The 13,194-nt window shown below is 66.3% G+C and carries 14 protein-coding genes; 2 read left to right on the forward strand and 12 right to left on the reverse strand.

Translation table 11 applies throughout. The features are described from left to right. Window positions 1-22: 22 nt before the first annotated feature. The 12 genes from epsC to AC1D3B_RS20805 all read right to left on the reverse strand — a co-directional run bounded on the left by epsC (window position 23) and on the right by AC1D3B_RS20805 (window position 10,781). Window positions 23-937, reverse strand: coding sequence for a serine O-acetyltransferase EpsC (epsC, locus tag AC1D3B_RS20750; RefSeq protein WP_478192560.1), 915 nt, complete (start codon window positions 935-937; stop codon window positions 23-25). A 95-nt stretch (window positions 938-1,032) separates the two neighbouring features. After that, on the reverse strand, window positions 1,033-1,839 hold the full coding sequence (locus AC1D3B_RS20755; protein WP_478192561.1) for a MetQ/NlpA family ABC transporter substrate-binding protein: 807 nt from the start codon (window positions 1,837-1,839) through the stop codon (window positions 1,033-1,035). 148 nt (window positions 1,840-1,987) lie between these two features. Further along, window positions 1,988-2,653: a methionine ABC transporter permease gene (locus AC1D3B_RS20760; RefSeq protein WP_478192562.1), complete on the reverse strand. Its 666-nt coding sequence runs from the start codon at window positions 2,651-2,653 to the stop codon at window positions 1,988-1,990. Beyond that, window positions 2,646-3,689, reverse strand: a complete 1,044-nt coding sequence (locus tag AC1D3B_RS20765) for a methionine ABC transporter ATP-binding protein (RefSeq protein WP_478192563.1) — start codon at window positions 3,687-3,689, stop codon at window positions 2,646-2,648. Before AC1D3B_RS20765 ends, AC1D3B_RS20760 begins: the two co-directional genes overlap by 8 nt. 7 nt (window positions 3,690-3,696) lie before the next feature. Beyond that, window positions 3,697-3,912, reverse strand: a complete 216-nt coding sequence (locus AC1D3B_RS20770) for a TOBE domain-containing protein (protein WP_028250350.1) — start codon at window positions 3,910-3,912, stop codon at window positions 3,697-3,699. Between the two features lie 128 nt (window positions 3,913-4,040). Next, complete coding sequence (locus tag AC1D3B_RS20775; RefSeq protein ID WP_478192564.1) at window positions 4,041-4,886, reverse strand: ATP-binding cassette domain-containing protein; 846 nt, start codon at window positions 4,884-4,886, stop codon at window positions 4,041-4,043. 13 nt (window positions 4,887-4,899) lie between these two features. Then, window positions 4,900-5,739, reverse strand: coding sequence for an aliphatic sulfonate ABC transporter permease SsuC (ssuC, locus tag AC1D3B_RS20780; protein WP_478192565.1), 840 nt, complete (start codon window positions 5,737-5,739; stop codon window positions 4,900-4,902). A 7-nt stretch (window positions 5,740-5,746) separates the two neighbouring features. Beyond that, window positions 5,747-6,916, reverse strand: a complete 1,170-nt coding sequence (gene ssuD / locus AC1D3B_RS20785; protein WP_478192566.1) for an FMNH2-dependent alkanesulfonate monooxygenase — start codon at window positions 6,914-6,916, stop codon at window positions 5,747-5,749. 13 nt (window positions 6,917-6,929) lie between these two features. Next, complete coding sequence (locus AC1D3B_RS20790) at window positions 6,930-7,958, reverse strand: sulfonate ABC transporter substrate-binding protein (protein ID WP_478192567.1); 1,029 nt, start codon at window positions 7,956-7,958, stop codon at window positions 6,930-6,932. An 18-nt stretch (window positions 7,959-7,976) separates the two neighbouring features. Continuing rightward, entirely contained in the window at window positions 7,977-8,933 is a 957-nt protein-coding gene (locus AC1D3B_RS20795) for a sulfonate ABC transporter substrate-binding protein (protein WP_478192568.1), read from the reverse strand. A gap of 115 nt (window positions 8,934-9,048) precedes the next feature. After that, window positions 9,049-9,633 carry an NADPH-dependent FMN reductase gene (ssuE, locus tag AC1D3B_RS20800; protein ID WP_478192569.1) on the reverse strand — a complete coding sequence of 195 codons (585 nt, stop codon included), beginning with the start codon at window positions 9,631-9,633 and terminating at the stop codon, window positions 9,049-9,051. 125 nt (window positions 9,634-9,758) lie between these two features. After that, entirely contained in the window at window positions 9,759-10,781 is a 1,023-nt protein-coding gene (locus AC1D3B_RS20805) for a sulfate ABC transporter substrate-binding protein (protein ID WP_478192570.1), read from the reverse strand. Window positions 10,782-10,908: 127 nt separating this feature from the next. On the opposite strand from AC1D3B_RS20805, the gene AC1D3B_RS20810 reads away from it, so the two are divergent. Together AC1D3B_RS20810 and mnmC are read left to right on the forward strand one after the other, a co-directional pair. Continuing rightward, window positions 10,909-11,178, forward strand: coding sequence for an oxidative damage protection protein (locus tag AC1D3B_RS20810; RefSeq protein ID WP_435517872.1), 270 nt, complete (start codon window positions 10,909-10,911; stop codon window positions 11,176-11,178). 125 nt (window positions 11,179-11,303) lie between these two features. Continuing rightward, window positions 11,304-13,169, forward strand: a complete 1,866-nt coding sequence (gene mnmC, locus AC1D3B_RS20815; RefSeq protein ID WP_478192571.1) for a bifunctional tRNA (5-methylaminomethyl-2-thiouridine)(34)-methyltransferase MnmC2/FAD-dependent 5-carboxymethylaminomethyl-2-thiouridine(34) oxidoreductase MnmC1 — start codon at window positions 11,304-11,306, stop codon at window positions 13,167-13,169. Window positions 13,170-13,194: the final 25 nt, after the last annotated feature.

Consider the following 13,194-nt stretch of genomic DNA (forward strand, 5'->3'; position numbering starts at 1 on the left):
AGACACTATCTGGAAAAACCGATCATGCGGGCCGCCGCAGCGGTGCATTCTGCAGGCTCGCCTGCGACACGCTGGCGCCGGGCGGTACGTCATCGGTGATCCACACGTTGCCGCCGATGGTCGCGCCCTTGCCCAGCGTGACGCGGCCGAGGATGGTCGCGCCCGCATAGATCACGACGTCGTCCTCCACCACCGGATGCCGCGGCAAGCCTTTCTGCAGATTGCCTTCGACATCGGTCGGGAAGCGCTTCGCGCCCAGCGTCACGGCCTGGTAGATGCGCACGCGCTTGCCGATCACCGCCGTCTCGCCGATCACGACGCCCGTGCCGTGGTCGATGAAGAAGCCGGCGTCGATCTGCGCGCCCGGGTGGAGGTCGATGCCGGTCTGGCTGTGCGCCAGTTCGGCCACGATGCGCGCGAGCAGCGGCAGGCCGAGGCCGTAGAGTCGGTGCGCCAGGCGGTGGTGAATCATCGCGAGGATGCCCGGATAGCTCAGCAGCACTTCATCGACGCTTCGCGCCGCAGGGTCGCCCTGGAAGGCCGCGAGTACATCGCCATCGAGCAGGCGGCGGATGCCGGGCAGCGCAGCCGCGAATTCGCGCACTGCGGCGGTGGCCTCCGCGTCGATCGCATCGGAAGCGCGTGGCTGGTGGCGCGCCATGTAGCGCAGTTCGAGCGAAGCCTGTGTCCACAGCGCCTGCAATGCCGAATCCAGCGTGTACCCGACGTAGAAGTCCTCGCTTTCGTGCCGCAGCTCGGGCGGGCCGAGCCGCATGGGGAAAAGCGCGCCCTTCAGCGACTCCACGATGCCGGCCAGCGCATCGCGCGACGGAAACTCTCGGCTGCCGGGCTCGCGCGAGCGTTTCTGTGAATCGCGCCATTCGTCGCGCGCGGCGTGCAGGGCGACGACGATGTCGCTGACGTCGAAGTGAGACATGCCATGTCCTCCGTGGTGGGGGCTCGACCATGCAGCATCGCACAAAACCCCACCACGGACGGGTTACTGCGCAGGATTCCCTGGCAGCGGCCGCCCTACCAGCTCGCGAGCACCGATCCCTTGAACTCGTCCTGGATGAAGTTGCGCACTTCGTCCGAGTGATAGGCCTTCACCAGCTTGGCAACCCACGGCTTGCCCTTGTCCGCTTCGCGAACGACCAGGATGTTCACGTAGGGGCTCTTGGCGCTTTCCCTGGCGATCGCATCCTTGACCGGGTTGAGGCCCGCGGAGAGCGCGAAGTTGGTGTTGATGCCCGCGGCATCGACGTCGTCGAGCGTGCGCGGAAGTTGCGCGGCATCGACCTCGATGAACTTGATCTTCTTCGGGTTCTCGATCACGTCGAGCGGCGTGGCCTTGAGGCCGGCTTCGGGCTTGAGCTTGATCAGGCCCTGGTCCTGCAACAGCAGCAGCACGCGACCGCCATTGGTCGGGTCGTTCGGCATGCCGAAGCGTGCGCCTTCCTTCAGGTCCTTCAGGCTCTTGACCTTCTTCGAATAGATGCCGATCGGGAAGTTGACCGTGGTGGCCACGTCCACGAGCTTGTAGTTTCGGTCCTTGACCTGCTGGTCCAGGTAAGGCTTGTGCTGGTAGCTGTTGCCATCGAGATCGCCTGCGGCCAGCGCGGCGTTGGGCTGCACGTAGTCGCTGAACTCGACGATCTGGATCTTGAGACCGTCCTTCTCGGCGACCTTCTTCACCTGTTCGAAGATCTGAGCGTGCGGACCGCCCGTGACGCCGATCTTGATCGGTTTGTCCTGCGCGAATGCCGGCACGGCCGCAAAGCCCGACGCGATCGTCAGGGCGACGATCGACTGGAGAAGCTTGCGTTTGGATGGATGCATGAAACGTGTCCTTATGGGAGAGAAAGAAATAAACAACCTAGCTAGCAACCGAGGCCAGAAATCCCGCGGAACCGGCTTTGCCGGGCCGAAGGGATTGCCCCCGGCAGGGGGTGTCCGGCTACACGCAGTGAGCGAGGCTGGGGGCGAGCTACTTATGACTCAGCCTGCGTACCAGCCAATCGCCGCCGCTCTGCAGCGCCTGCACGAAGAGGATCAGCACGATCACCACCGCAAGCATCACTTCGGGCAGGAAGCGCTGGTAGCCGTAGCGGATGCCCAGGTCGCCCAGGCCGCCGCCGCCGATCGCACCCGCCATCGCCGAGTACCCGGTGAGGCTCACGAAGGTGATGGTCACGCCCGCCACGATGCCGGGCAAGGCTTCGGGCAACAGCACCTTCCAGACGATCTGGCCCGTGGTTGCGCCCATGGCCTGCGCCGCTTCGACGAGCCCGCGGTCGACTTCGCGCAGCGAGGTCTCGACCAGCCGCGCAACGAAAGGCGCGGCCGCAATGCTCAACGGCACCACCGCTGCGGCCGTGCCGATCGACGAGCCCGTCAACAGGCGCGTGAGCGGAATGATCGCCACGAGCAGGATGATGAAGGGCGTGGAGCGCACCGCATTGACGATAGCCCCCACGATGCGATTGGCGGGACGGTTCGCGAGCACGCCGCCCGCGTCCGTGAGATGCAGGTACACGCCGAGCGGCACACCGACCGCTGCACCGATCAAGCCCGAGATGCCGACCATCACAATGGTTTCCCACAGCGAGCTCGCGAAGAGTTCCAGCATGGGGCCGGTGAAGACGTCAAACATGCGCCACCTCCTGCACCACCACGCCGGCGCCGCGCAGGTATGCGACGGCCGACGCCACCGACTCGCCCGCGCCACGCGCGAGCACCGCGAGCGAACCGAAAGGCCGCCCCTGGATCTCGTCGACCTGCCCATGCACGATCGACAGGTCGATGCCGAAGCGGCGAATCACTTGAGACAGCAGCGGCTGGTCGGCCGCGTCGTCGCCTGCAAAGGCCAGGCGCAGCAGTTGCGGCGCGTGGCTGCCGCCGTCGAGCATCAGGGCACGGATCCGCGCGAGGACGCTTTCAGGAAGCGCTTGCGGCGCGATGTCGTCGAGCAGGCTGCGCGTGGTTTCGTGCTGCGGGCGCGTGAAGACATCGAGCACGGCGCCCTGCTCGACGATGCGGCCATGGTCGATCACAGCGACCTGCTGGGCGAGTTGCTTGATGACCTGCATCTCGTGCGTGATGAGCACGATCGTCAGGCCGAACTCGCGGTTGATCTGCTGCAGCAGCGCGAGGATCGAGCGCGTGGTCTCGGGGTCGAGTGCCGAGGTGGCCTCGTCGGACAGGAGCACCTTCGGTCGGTTGGCCAGCGCCCGCGCGATGCCCACGCGCTGCTTCTGTCCGCCGCTGATCTGAGCCGGGTAGCGGTCGCGGAGTCCGGTGAGGCCGACCAGTTCAAGCAATGGCTCGACGCGGGCCTTGATGCCCGACGCGGGCAGGCCCGCGAGTTCGAGCGGCAGAGCCACGTTGTCGTACACGGTGCGCGAGGCCAGCAGGTTGAAGTGCTGGAAGATCATGCCGATGCCCTGGCGCGCGGCGCGCAGTTCGGCATCGTCGAGCGCAGTGAGCTCGCGGCCGTCCACGCGCACGCTGCCGCGCACGGGTCGATTGAGAAGATTGATGGTACGCACCAGCGAGCTCTTGCCCGCCCCGCTGCGCCCGATCACGCCGAAAACCTCGCCCGGCGCCACCTTGAGATCGATGCCCTTGAGAGCCTCGACCGGCCCGCTCGGGCCATCGTAAATCTGGTGAATATCTGAGAGATGGATCATCCCCATTTTAGAGCTTGGCGATCGACACCTCGGTCGACTTCACCAATGCAACCACATCCGATCCGGGCTTGAGCTGCAGCTCGTCGACCGAGCGCGTGGTGATGACCGAGGTCACGATGCCCCATGCAGTTTCGACGTCGACTTCGGAGACGACATCGCCGCGGATGATCTCGCGGACCTTGCCCTTGAACTGGTTGCGAACGTTGATGGCTTGAATGGACATGGAAATACTCCTTGGGTTGAAAAAGGCAAATCAGAAATCCCGCGGAACCGACTCCGCCGGGCCGCTGGGATTGCCCCCGGCGAGGGGGTGGGCGGCCACACGAAGTGGGCAAGCCTGGGGGTGATCTCTCACACAGCCCAACGCAGAACGTGCGCGGGACCGTCGGCCCAACGCGTGTCGTTGGCCGGCTCTGCGCTTTCAGGCTTCTGCAGCACGCGATCGAGGATGCGTTTCTCGATCGCCGCGAAAGCCGGATCGCCTTGCGAGCGCGGGCGTGCCAGCGAGATGATTTCGTCCAGCGCGATGCGCCCGTCCTCGATCAGGATCACGCGGTCCGCAAGCGCAACGGCTTCCTGCACGTCGTGCGTGACCAGCAGCGCGGTGAAGCGATGGCGCTGCCACAGGTTCTCGATGAGCCGGTGCATCTCGATGCGCGTCAACGCATCGAGCGCGCCGAGCGGCTCGTCGAGCAGCAACAAGCGCGGGTGATGCACCAATGCCCGCGCCAGCGACACGCGCTGCCGCTGCCCGCCCGACAGGCGCGCAGGCCATTCACCCGCCCGCTCGGCGAGGCCGACCTGCGCCAGCACCTCCTCGCCGCGCGGTCGACTCTCTGCCGGCAGGCCCAGCGTCACGTTGTCGAGCACGCGGCGCCAAGGCAGCAGGCGGGCTTCCTGGAACATGATCCGCGTGTCGTCATGCAGGCCGTCGATGGCCTTGCCGTCGGTGTAGAGCGCACCGGCGGAGGCCTCTTCGAGACCCGCGATCAGCCGCAGCAAGGTGCTCTTGCCGCAACCGCTGCGGCCCACGATGGCGATGAACTGCCCCGGCTCGATCGAGAGCTGCGTGTTGCGCAGCACTTCGCGTTCGCCGTAGGACTTGGACAGCCCCCGGATGTCGAGCCGGACGCCGCCCGCGCCGTCTTCGTTCGTTGATTCAACGACGGCGCTCGTCCTGGAAAGTGCGTGAGTCATCTTCATTGCTCCTTCATTTCGCGACGCGATAGCCCGGATGCCAGCGCAGCCACCAGCGCTCCAGGCCGCGGGCGAACAGGTCGGCCAGCTTGCCGAGCAGTGCGTAGAGCAGGATGCCCACGAGCACGATGTCGGTCTGCAGGAACTCCCGCGCATTCATCGTGAGATAGCCGATGCCGGATTGCGCCGAGATGGTCTCGGCCACGATCAGGATCACCCACATCAGGCCGAGCGAGAAGCGCAGGCCCACGAGGATCGAGGACATCGCGCCCGGAAGAATCACCTCCCTGTAGAGCTGCCAGCGCGTGAGCCCGTAGGTGCGGCCCATCTCGATCAGTTGCGGATCGACATTGCGGATGCCATGGAAGGTGTTGAGGTAGATCGGGAAGAACACCGACACCGAGATCAGGAAGAGCTTGGCCGATTCGTCGATGCCGAACCAGAGGATCACGAGCGGAATCAGCGCCAGCGCCGGGATATTGCGCACCATCTGGATGCTCGAATCGAGCAGCGTCTCGAAGAAGCGCACCGATCCCGTGAGAAGGCCCAACGCGAGCCCGAGCCCGCCGCCGATGGCAAGCCCCGCCAGCGCACGCCCTGCACTCACCTTCACGTGGGTCCATAACTCGCCCGACACCGCGAGCGTCCACGCGGCCTTGACCACGTCGACAGGCGCCGGCAGCACGCGCGTCGAGAGCCAGCCAAGGGACGAGGCGATCTGCCACACCACGATCAGGCCCACTGGCACGAGCCAGGGAATGAGGCGTCTGGCGACACCGATGCCGAAGGCCTTGGCCTTTGCGGCATTCAGCGAGGGGGCGGCGGCTGGCAAGGTCTGCACTTGTTCGGTCATGGAGGCCTCAGCTTTGGGAGAGAAGGCGCGAAGGCGCATCCAGGTTGGCGACCACCTCGCCGAACGGCCCGGTGAGCGTCTCGCCCGGCAGCCCCGGACGCTGCTTGCGCGGCAGCAGCGGGAACACCAGTTCGGCAAAGCGATAGGCCTCTTCGAGATGCGGATAGCCCGAGAAGATGAAGTTGTCGATGCCGAGCGCCGCGTATTCCTCGATGCGAGCCGCAACGGTCTTCGGATCGCCCACCAGCGCCGTGCCCGCGCCGCCACGCACGAGGCCCACGCCAGCCCACAGGTTCGGGCTGATCTCCAGATCGGCACGCGTGCGCTTCGCGCCGCCCGCATGCAGAGCGGTCATGCGTCGTTGCCCTTCGGAATCCATGCGCGCGAAAGCGGCCTGCGCCCGGATCACGGTCTCGTCGTTGACGCGGCTGATCAGCGATTCGGCGGCGCGCCAGGCTTCGTCCTCCGTCTCGCGCACGATGACGTGCAGGCGGATGCCGAACTTCATCGTGCGGCCCTTCCGGGCTGCGCGCTCGCGCACGTCGGCGATCTTCTTCGCGACTTCGGCCGGAGGCTCGCCCCAGGTCAGGTAGGCATCGACCTGCTCGGCCGCCAGTTCGTGCGCCGCGGCGGAAGACCCGCCGAACCACACCGGCGGATACGGCTTCTGCGTCGGCGGAAACAGAAGCTTGGCGCCCTTCACGCTCAGGTGCTGGCCGTCGTAGTCGAAGCTCTGCCCCTCATGGCTGCGCGCGATGATCTCGCGCCAGATGCGGATGAACTCGGCCGACTGCTCGTAGCGGGCCGCATGGTCGAGGAACACGCCATCGCCTTCGAGTTCGGCCTGGTCGCCACCGGTCACGAGGTTCACCAGCACGCGCCCGCCCGAGAGCCGGTCGAAGGTCGCCGCCATGCGCGCGGCGAGGCTCGGCTGATGCAGACCCGGCCGCACCGCGACCAGGAACTTGAGCCGCGAGGTCGCGCCGATCAGGCTCGACGCGATCACCCACGGGTCTTCGCACGACCGGCCCGTTGGAATCAGCACGCCTTCGTAGCCAAGCTTGTCGGCAGCGCCAGCGATCTGCTGCAGGTAGGCCAGGTCGACCGTGCGCGCGCCTTCGGTGGAACCGAGGTAGCGGCTGTCGCCGTGGGTGGGGAGGAACCAGAGGATGTTCATGACAAATGCGCTCTCAGGGTTTGGCGGCGGCGAGCCGGCTGCTGTCGGGCCGCCAGACGATGCGGGCAACCTCCACGGGTTTGGGAATCAGCCCCAGCTTGAAAAAGGCGTCCGCGACCCGTTGCTGGTCCGCGACCGTCACCGGCTGGATCGGTCCCACGGGCGAAGGTGGCCGGCGCTGAAGAAAGAGGTTGACGATGCCGGCGTCGAGTCCGCTGAATTCGGCGATGAGACGGATGGCCGCTGGACGATCCTGTTGAACAAGACGATCCGCGCGTGTCAGCTCCTCGAAGAGTGCGGATATCACAGCGGGATGCCGCTCGGCGAGTGCGCGGGATGCCAGGTAGAACGAGTTGTTGCCCGAGAGCCCTCGCCCGGTCGTCAGCGTGCGCGGCTGGATCGCGAGTTCGGTTGCCGCATAGAACGGGTCCCAGATCGCCCAGGCATCGACGCTCCCGCGTTCGAAGGCGGCGCGCGCATCGGCCGGCGCCAGGTAGACCGGCTGGATGTCGGTCCACTGCAGGCCAGCCTTCTCGACCGCGCGCACGAGCAGGTAGTGCGCGCTCGATCCCTTCTGCAGCGCCACCTTGCGCCCCTTGAGATCGGCGAGCGTCCGGAGCGGCGATTCCTTCAGAACCAGCACCGCGGAGCTGTCGGGCTTCGGCGGCTCGGCACCGACATAGACAAGATCCTTTCCGGCCGCCTGCGCGAAGACGGGCGGCGAATCGCCGGTCAGCCCGAATTCCAGGCTGCCTACCGACAGCGCTTCGAGCAGTTGCGGCCCTGCGGGAAACTCGATCCACGCGATCTTCGTCTGCGGAAAGCGCTTCTCGAGCCAGCCCGATTGCTTGGCGATCACGAGGTTGGCGGCGGATTTCTGGTAGCCGATGCGCAACTGCTGCAGCGGTTCGGACGGCAGTGACGAGGCGGCGGGCTGCGCCAGCGCAACGGGAGCGCCCAATCCCCAACTGCCCGCGGTAAGTGCGAGCAGTTGCAGCAGACGGCGACGCGCGATGGAGGCGTTCGGACGTACAGCGGTCATGGCGATACCTCCGTCCGTTCAGGCCAGGTTGCCTGCGGCCGCGTCGAGCAGGCGGATCTTGCGCGGGATCAGTCCGAGCGCGAAGAAGGTGTCCGCAATCTGCTGCTGCTCGCCGAGGATCGCCTTGGTGATCGGCGTGGTGCCGAACTTCGTGCGCCCCACCGTGATGTCCACCACGGGCTTGGGGATGCCCCAGATCGCGGAGAGCTCGGTCGCGAACGCGCCCAGGTTGCCCTGCGCCCATTGGTCGACCTTGTCGAGTTCCTCGATGAGGACCTTGATGACATCCGCGTTCTTCTGCGCATAGTCGAGCGACGAGAAGTAGTAGGCCCGGTTGCCCACCACGCCCCTGGCGTCGGCCAGCACCTTGGCGTCGAGCGTCTTCTCGGCGGAAGCGAGGAAGGGATCCCAGATGACCCAGGCGTCGATCGATCCCTTCTCGAAGGCGGCGCGCGCATCTGCCGGCGGCAGGAAGACGACGTTCACGTCGCCGTAGCTAAGACCGTGCTTCTCAAGCAGCTTGACCAGGAAGTAGTGGACGTTGCTGCCTTTGTTGAGCGCGACCTTCCGGCCCTTGAGATCGGCCACCGACTGGATCGACGAGCCCTTGGGAATCAGGACCGCCTCGGATTGCGGACGTGGCACGGTGGCGGCCACATAGGCCAAGGGAGCGCCGGCCGCCTGCGCGAAGATCGGCGGCGCCTCGCCCACGTCACCGAAATCGATCGATCCCACGTTGAGCGCTTCGAGTTGCACCGGGCCCGCGGTGAACTCCGTCCACTTGATCGAGACGCCCAGCGGCGCGAGACGCTGTTCCAGCGTGCCCCTGCCCTTCAGCAGGCTCAGGTTGCCCTTCTGGTTACCGATGCGAAGTTGCCGCGCAGGCGCCTGTGCGAAGGCGGACAGCGACGGCAGTGCGATCACCGCTGCGGCGCCGCGGATCAGTTGTCGGCGAGTCGATGAATGCTGGGTCATTTGCGTTCCTTCCGGTGGAGGTTGGCGGTTGTTTCGGGCAAAGCGGGTCCCGCGCCGCACTGCGGCGAAGAAATCGAACGGGATGGGTTGGAAGCGAAAGAGGTCGAGAGCGCCGTCAGACGCTACATCGCACCTGCTCGAACGCAACCGCCTCGAAGCCCCAGTTCGGCGGCAGCTTGAGGCCCTCGCTCGCCAGGGTGTCGACCGCATCGTCGAGCCGCTGCGAGAGGTCCGCCTGCAGCTGATAGGCGCCCTCGGGCTGCAGCGTCACCTGCCCGTCGGTCGCATAGACCCCCGGCAGGATGTGTCGCGCCGCGAGCGACTGCAGCACCGGCCGCAGCGCATAGTCGAGCGCCAGCATGTGATGCGGACTGCCACCGGTGGCCAGCGGCAACACCGTCTTCCCCTTGAGTGCCGACTGCGGCAGCAAGTCGAGGAATACCTTGAGCACACCGCTGTAGGCCGCCTTGTAGACCGGCGTCGCGATCACGATCACGTCGGCGCGCCGCACCCGCTCAACGGCTTGCTGCACCGAGGGATGCGAGGCCTCGCCAAGCAGCAATGCATGCGCTGCGAGTTCACGGATCGCAAGACGCTCGACCGGCACATCGCGCTCGGCGAGCCGCGCCGCCACGGCGTCGAGCAAGACTGCAGAGCGCGAAGGCGCAGAAGGACTACCAGCGATCAGAAGAACTGTCACAACATTCACTTTCAAGGACAACGGTACTCGGGAAGGCTGCCGCGCCCGCGCAGCGGAAGCGGCCAGCCTGCCCCCGGTCAGGGGGTAGGCGAAGCGACACGCAGTGCGCGCAGCCTGGGGGCGAGCTACTTGTTCATGTAGATCTGGTCGAACGACCCGCCGTCGGCGAAGTGCGCCTTGTCGGCCTTCGCCCAGCCGCCGAACCCTTGATCGATGGTGAACAGCGTGAGCTTGGGGAACTGCTTCTCGTACTTCGCCTTGGCCTTCTCGGAGGTCGGACGATAGTAGTTGCGGCCCGCGATGTCCTGGCCTTCGTCGGAATACAGGTACTTCAGGTATTCCTCGGCGACGGCACGCGTGCCCTTCTTGTCGACGACCTTGTCCACCACAGTGACTGTCGGTTCGGCCAGGATGCTGATCGACGGCACGACGATGTCGAATTTGTCCGGGCCGAATTCCTTCAGCGCGAGGAAGGCCTCGTTCTCCCAGGCCAGCAGTACGTCGCCCACGCCGCGCTGCACAAAGGTGATGGTCGAGCCGCGCGCGCCGGTGTCGAGCACGGGCACGTTCTTGTAAAGCTTGCCGACGAACTCCTTGGCCTTGTCGTCGCCGCCGTACTTGCGCCTGGCGAATTCCCACGCGGCGAGGTAGTTCCAGCGCGCGCCGCCCGAGGTTTTGGGATTGGGGGTGATCACCTGCACACCCGGCTTCACCAGATCGTCCCAGTCCTTCACGCCCTTGGGATTGCCCTTCTTCACGAGGAAGACGATGGTCGAGGTGTAGGGCGCAGAATTCTGCGGGAGACGCTTCTGCCAGTCGGGCTTGACCAGACCGCCGTGCGTCACGAGCGCATCGGTGTCGCCGGCCAGCGCCAGCGTCGCGACATCGGCATCGATGCCGTCGATGATCGAGCGCGCCTGCTTGCCGGAGCCGCCATGCGACTGCTTGATCGTCACGTCCTGGCCGGTCTTGGCCTTCCAGTACTTGACGAAGGCCTGGTTGTAGTCGACATAGAGTTCGCGCGTCGGGTCGTAGGACACGTTGAGCAAGGTCACGCCCTGCGCGAACGACGGCAATGTCGTCAGGGCGATGCTGGCTGCTGCGGCGGCGCCGAGGGAAAGCTTGATAAAGTCGCGGCGAAGGCTCATGGTCTTGTGCTCACAAATGGCATAAAGCTGAAGCCACGTATTCTGGATACGGCATATGGAAACGGGAACGACTGAGTTCTCAGTTCTAAATAGCGAAATCAACTAAGACACCCACAAAGGCATCCCAATGGCACGCATGGTTCAGTGCATCAAGCTCGGCAAAGAGGCCGAGGGTCTCGACTTTCCGCCCTATCCAGGCGAACTCGGCAAGCGCCTGTGGGAGAACGTCAGCAAGGAAGCCTGGGCCGCGTGGCTCAAGCAGCAGACCATGCTGGTCAATGAAAACCGCCTGAACCTGGCGGATGCGCGCGCCCGCCAATACCTGGCGCGCCAGATGGAAAAGCACTTTTTCGGCGACGGCGCCGACGTCGCGCAGGGATACGTACCTCCGACATGAAGCTCGCCCCCAGGCTGCGCGCACTTCGTGTCGCTTCGCCCACCCCCTGCCGGGGGCAATACCTGCGGCCCGGCTAAGCCGGTTCCGCGGTATTTCTGATGTTGAAACGCTCCCCGTAGACTTCAGTGGCCGTTTGCGAGGCAGTCGACTGGCGCGCGGACGGGGTTCCGCGCAGCGCCCGGTTCGACGACATCTATCACACCGAAACCGGCGCGTTGGCGCAGGCCAGGCACGTCTTCCTGGCGGGCTGCGGGCTGCCTGCCGCTTGGGCGGGACAGCCGCAATGGCGGATTCTCGAAACCGGGTTCGGCTTCGGCCTCAACTTTCTGACAACCTGGCAGGCGTGGCGGGCCGATCCGCATCGGTCCCGACTGCTGAATTTCGTTTCGGTCGAAGGCTTTCCGGTCTCGCGGGAGGACCTGCTGCGTGCCGCATCGGCCTATCCCGAACTGATCGGGCTTGCCGAGAGCGTCGCGGCACAGTGGCATGGCCTGCTGCCGGGTTTCCATCGACTCTGGCTCGACGAGGGCCGGGTGCTGCTCACGCTCTGCATCGGCGATGTGCAGGCGATGTTGCGCGCGCAGCGCTTCGAGGCCGACAGCATCTTTCTCGATGGGTTCAGCCCGCAACGCAACCCGGCGATGTGGTCTGCCGAGACGCTCAAGGCCGTATCGCGCTTCGCCCGGCGGGGGACGCGTGTCGCGACCTGGACGATCGCGCGTTCGGTGTGTGACGCCCTGGCGCAGAACGGCTTTCAACTCACGAAGGCGCCTGGACTGCCGCCCAAGCGCGATTGTCTGCAGGGCGTGTTCGAGCCGGCCTGGCAGGTCCGTCGCCGCGGGCCGGCGCCCTTGCCCGCGGCCGCGGCCGGGCGGTGCGTGGTGATCGGAGCGGGTCTGGCGGGCGCCGCCGTCGCGGCGAGTCTCGCGCGTCGCGGCTGGGAGGTCGAAGTGCTCGACGCGGCCGATCGTCCCGGGGCTGGCGCTTCGGGCTTGCCGGCGGGCATGTTGTCGCCCCACGTTTCGCCCGACGACGCCCTTCTCTCGCGGCTGACACGCGCCGGCATCCGGGCGACTTGGCAGCAATTGGAGCAGTTGCTCGCCGAAGGCATCGATTGGCGCGCCAGTGGCGTGCTCGAACGCAGGGCGGCGGGCGACGATCGACTGCCGGAAGGCTGGTCCGTCGACGGGCCGAACGAGTCGTGGCACGCATCCCGGACGCAGCTCGGCGAAGCGGGCCTGTCGCCCGACACTGTCGCGCTCTGGCACGCACGCGGCGCCTGGGTTCGGCCGCCCCAATTGGTTGAGGCCTGGCTGGCGATGCCTGGCATTCACGTCCGGACGGGATGCCGCGTGGCGCGCATCGAGCGCGTCGATGCCTCAGGCACACGCTGGGCGGTACGCGCCGCGGACGACACTTTGCTCGCGGAAGCCGATCGTGTCGTCATCGCGGGCGGCTTCGAAAGCCGCGCACTCGCGCCGGGATTGCCGCTGCAAGCCGTGCGCGGCCAGGTGGAATGGGGCCACGTCCCCGCCGGTTCCCACCTGCCGACCTCGCCACTCAACGGCGACGGTCATCTGGTTTCGCATGTGCCGACCGCCGAAGGGCTCCTGTGGCTCACCGGCGCCACTTTCGACCGCGACAGCAGCGATGTCGCCCCACGCGCTGCCGACACCGAATTCAATCGAGAACGATTGGCGCGCCTCCATCCCGATGCAGCGGCCCAATTGGCGCCTGCCTTTGCCCACGGCCAGACGAACACATGGGTCGGTGTGCGCTGCGCCTCCGCTGACCGCCGCCCATTGGTCGGCCCCCTGTCACCCGAATCCGCCGATGGCGTCTGGCTCTGCACCGCGCTGGGCTCACGCGGACTGAGCTTCGCCGCGCTCTGCGCCGAGTTGCTGGCCGCGCACTGGCACCGCGAGCCGCTGCCGCTGCCCGCGAAGCTTGCGCAAGCACTGGACACGCGACGTGCCTGGCCCGAGGCCTGATCGAACAGTTTGGGCCGCGATGCCG

Source organism: Variovorax sp. P5_A3, assembly GCF_056400665.1.

Coding starts and splice junctions, on each gene's coding strand:
- epsC (WP_478192560.1), bottom strand. CDS start 937: ATGTCTCACTTCGACGTCAGCGACATCGTCGTCGCCCTGCACGCCGCG.
- AC1D3B_RS20755 (WP_478192561.1), bottom strand. CDS start 1,839: ATGCATCCATCCAAACGCAAGCTTCTCCAGTCGATCGTCGCCCTGACG.
- AC1D3B_RS20760 (WP_478192562.1), bottom strand. CDS start 2,653: ATGTTTGACGTCTTCACCGGCCCCATGCTGGAACTCTTCGCGAGCTCG.
- AC1D3B_RS20765 (WP_478192563.1), bottom strand. CDS start 3,689: ATGATCCATCTCTCAGATATTCACCAGATTTACGATGGCCCGAGCGGG.
- AC1D3B_RS20770 (WP_028250350.1), bottom strand. CDS start 3,912: ATGTCCATTCAAGCCATCAACGTTCGCAACCAGTTCAAGGGCAAGGTC.
- AC1D3B_RS20775 (WP_478192564.1), bottom strand. CDS start 4,886: ATGACTCACGCACTTTCCAGGACGAGCGCCGTCGTTGAATCAACGAAC.
- ssuC (WP_478192565.1), bottom strand. CDS start 5,739: ATGACCGAACAAGTGCAGACCTTGCCAGCCGCCGCCCCCTCGCTGAAT.
- ssuD (WP_478192566.1), bottom strand. CDS start 6,916: ATGAACATCCTCTGGTTCCTCCCCACCCACGGCGACAGCCGCTACCTC.
- AC1D3B_RS20790 (WP_478192567.1), bottom strand. CDS start 7,958: ATGACCGCTGTACGTCCGAACGCCTCCATCGCGCGTCGCCGTCTGCTG.
- AC1D3B_RS20795 (WP_478192568.1), bottom strand. CDS start 8,933: ATGACCCAGCATTCATCGACTCGCCGACAACTGATCCGCGGCGCCGCA.
- AC1D3B_RS20805 (WP_478192570.1), bottom strand. CDS start 10,781: ATGAGCCTTCGCCGCGACTTTATCAAGCTTTCCCTCGGCGCCGCCGCA.
- AC1D3B_RS20810 (WP_435517872.1), top strand. CDS start 10,909: ATGGCACGCATGGTTCAGTGCATCAAGCTCGGCAAAGAGGCCGAGGGT.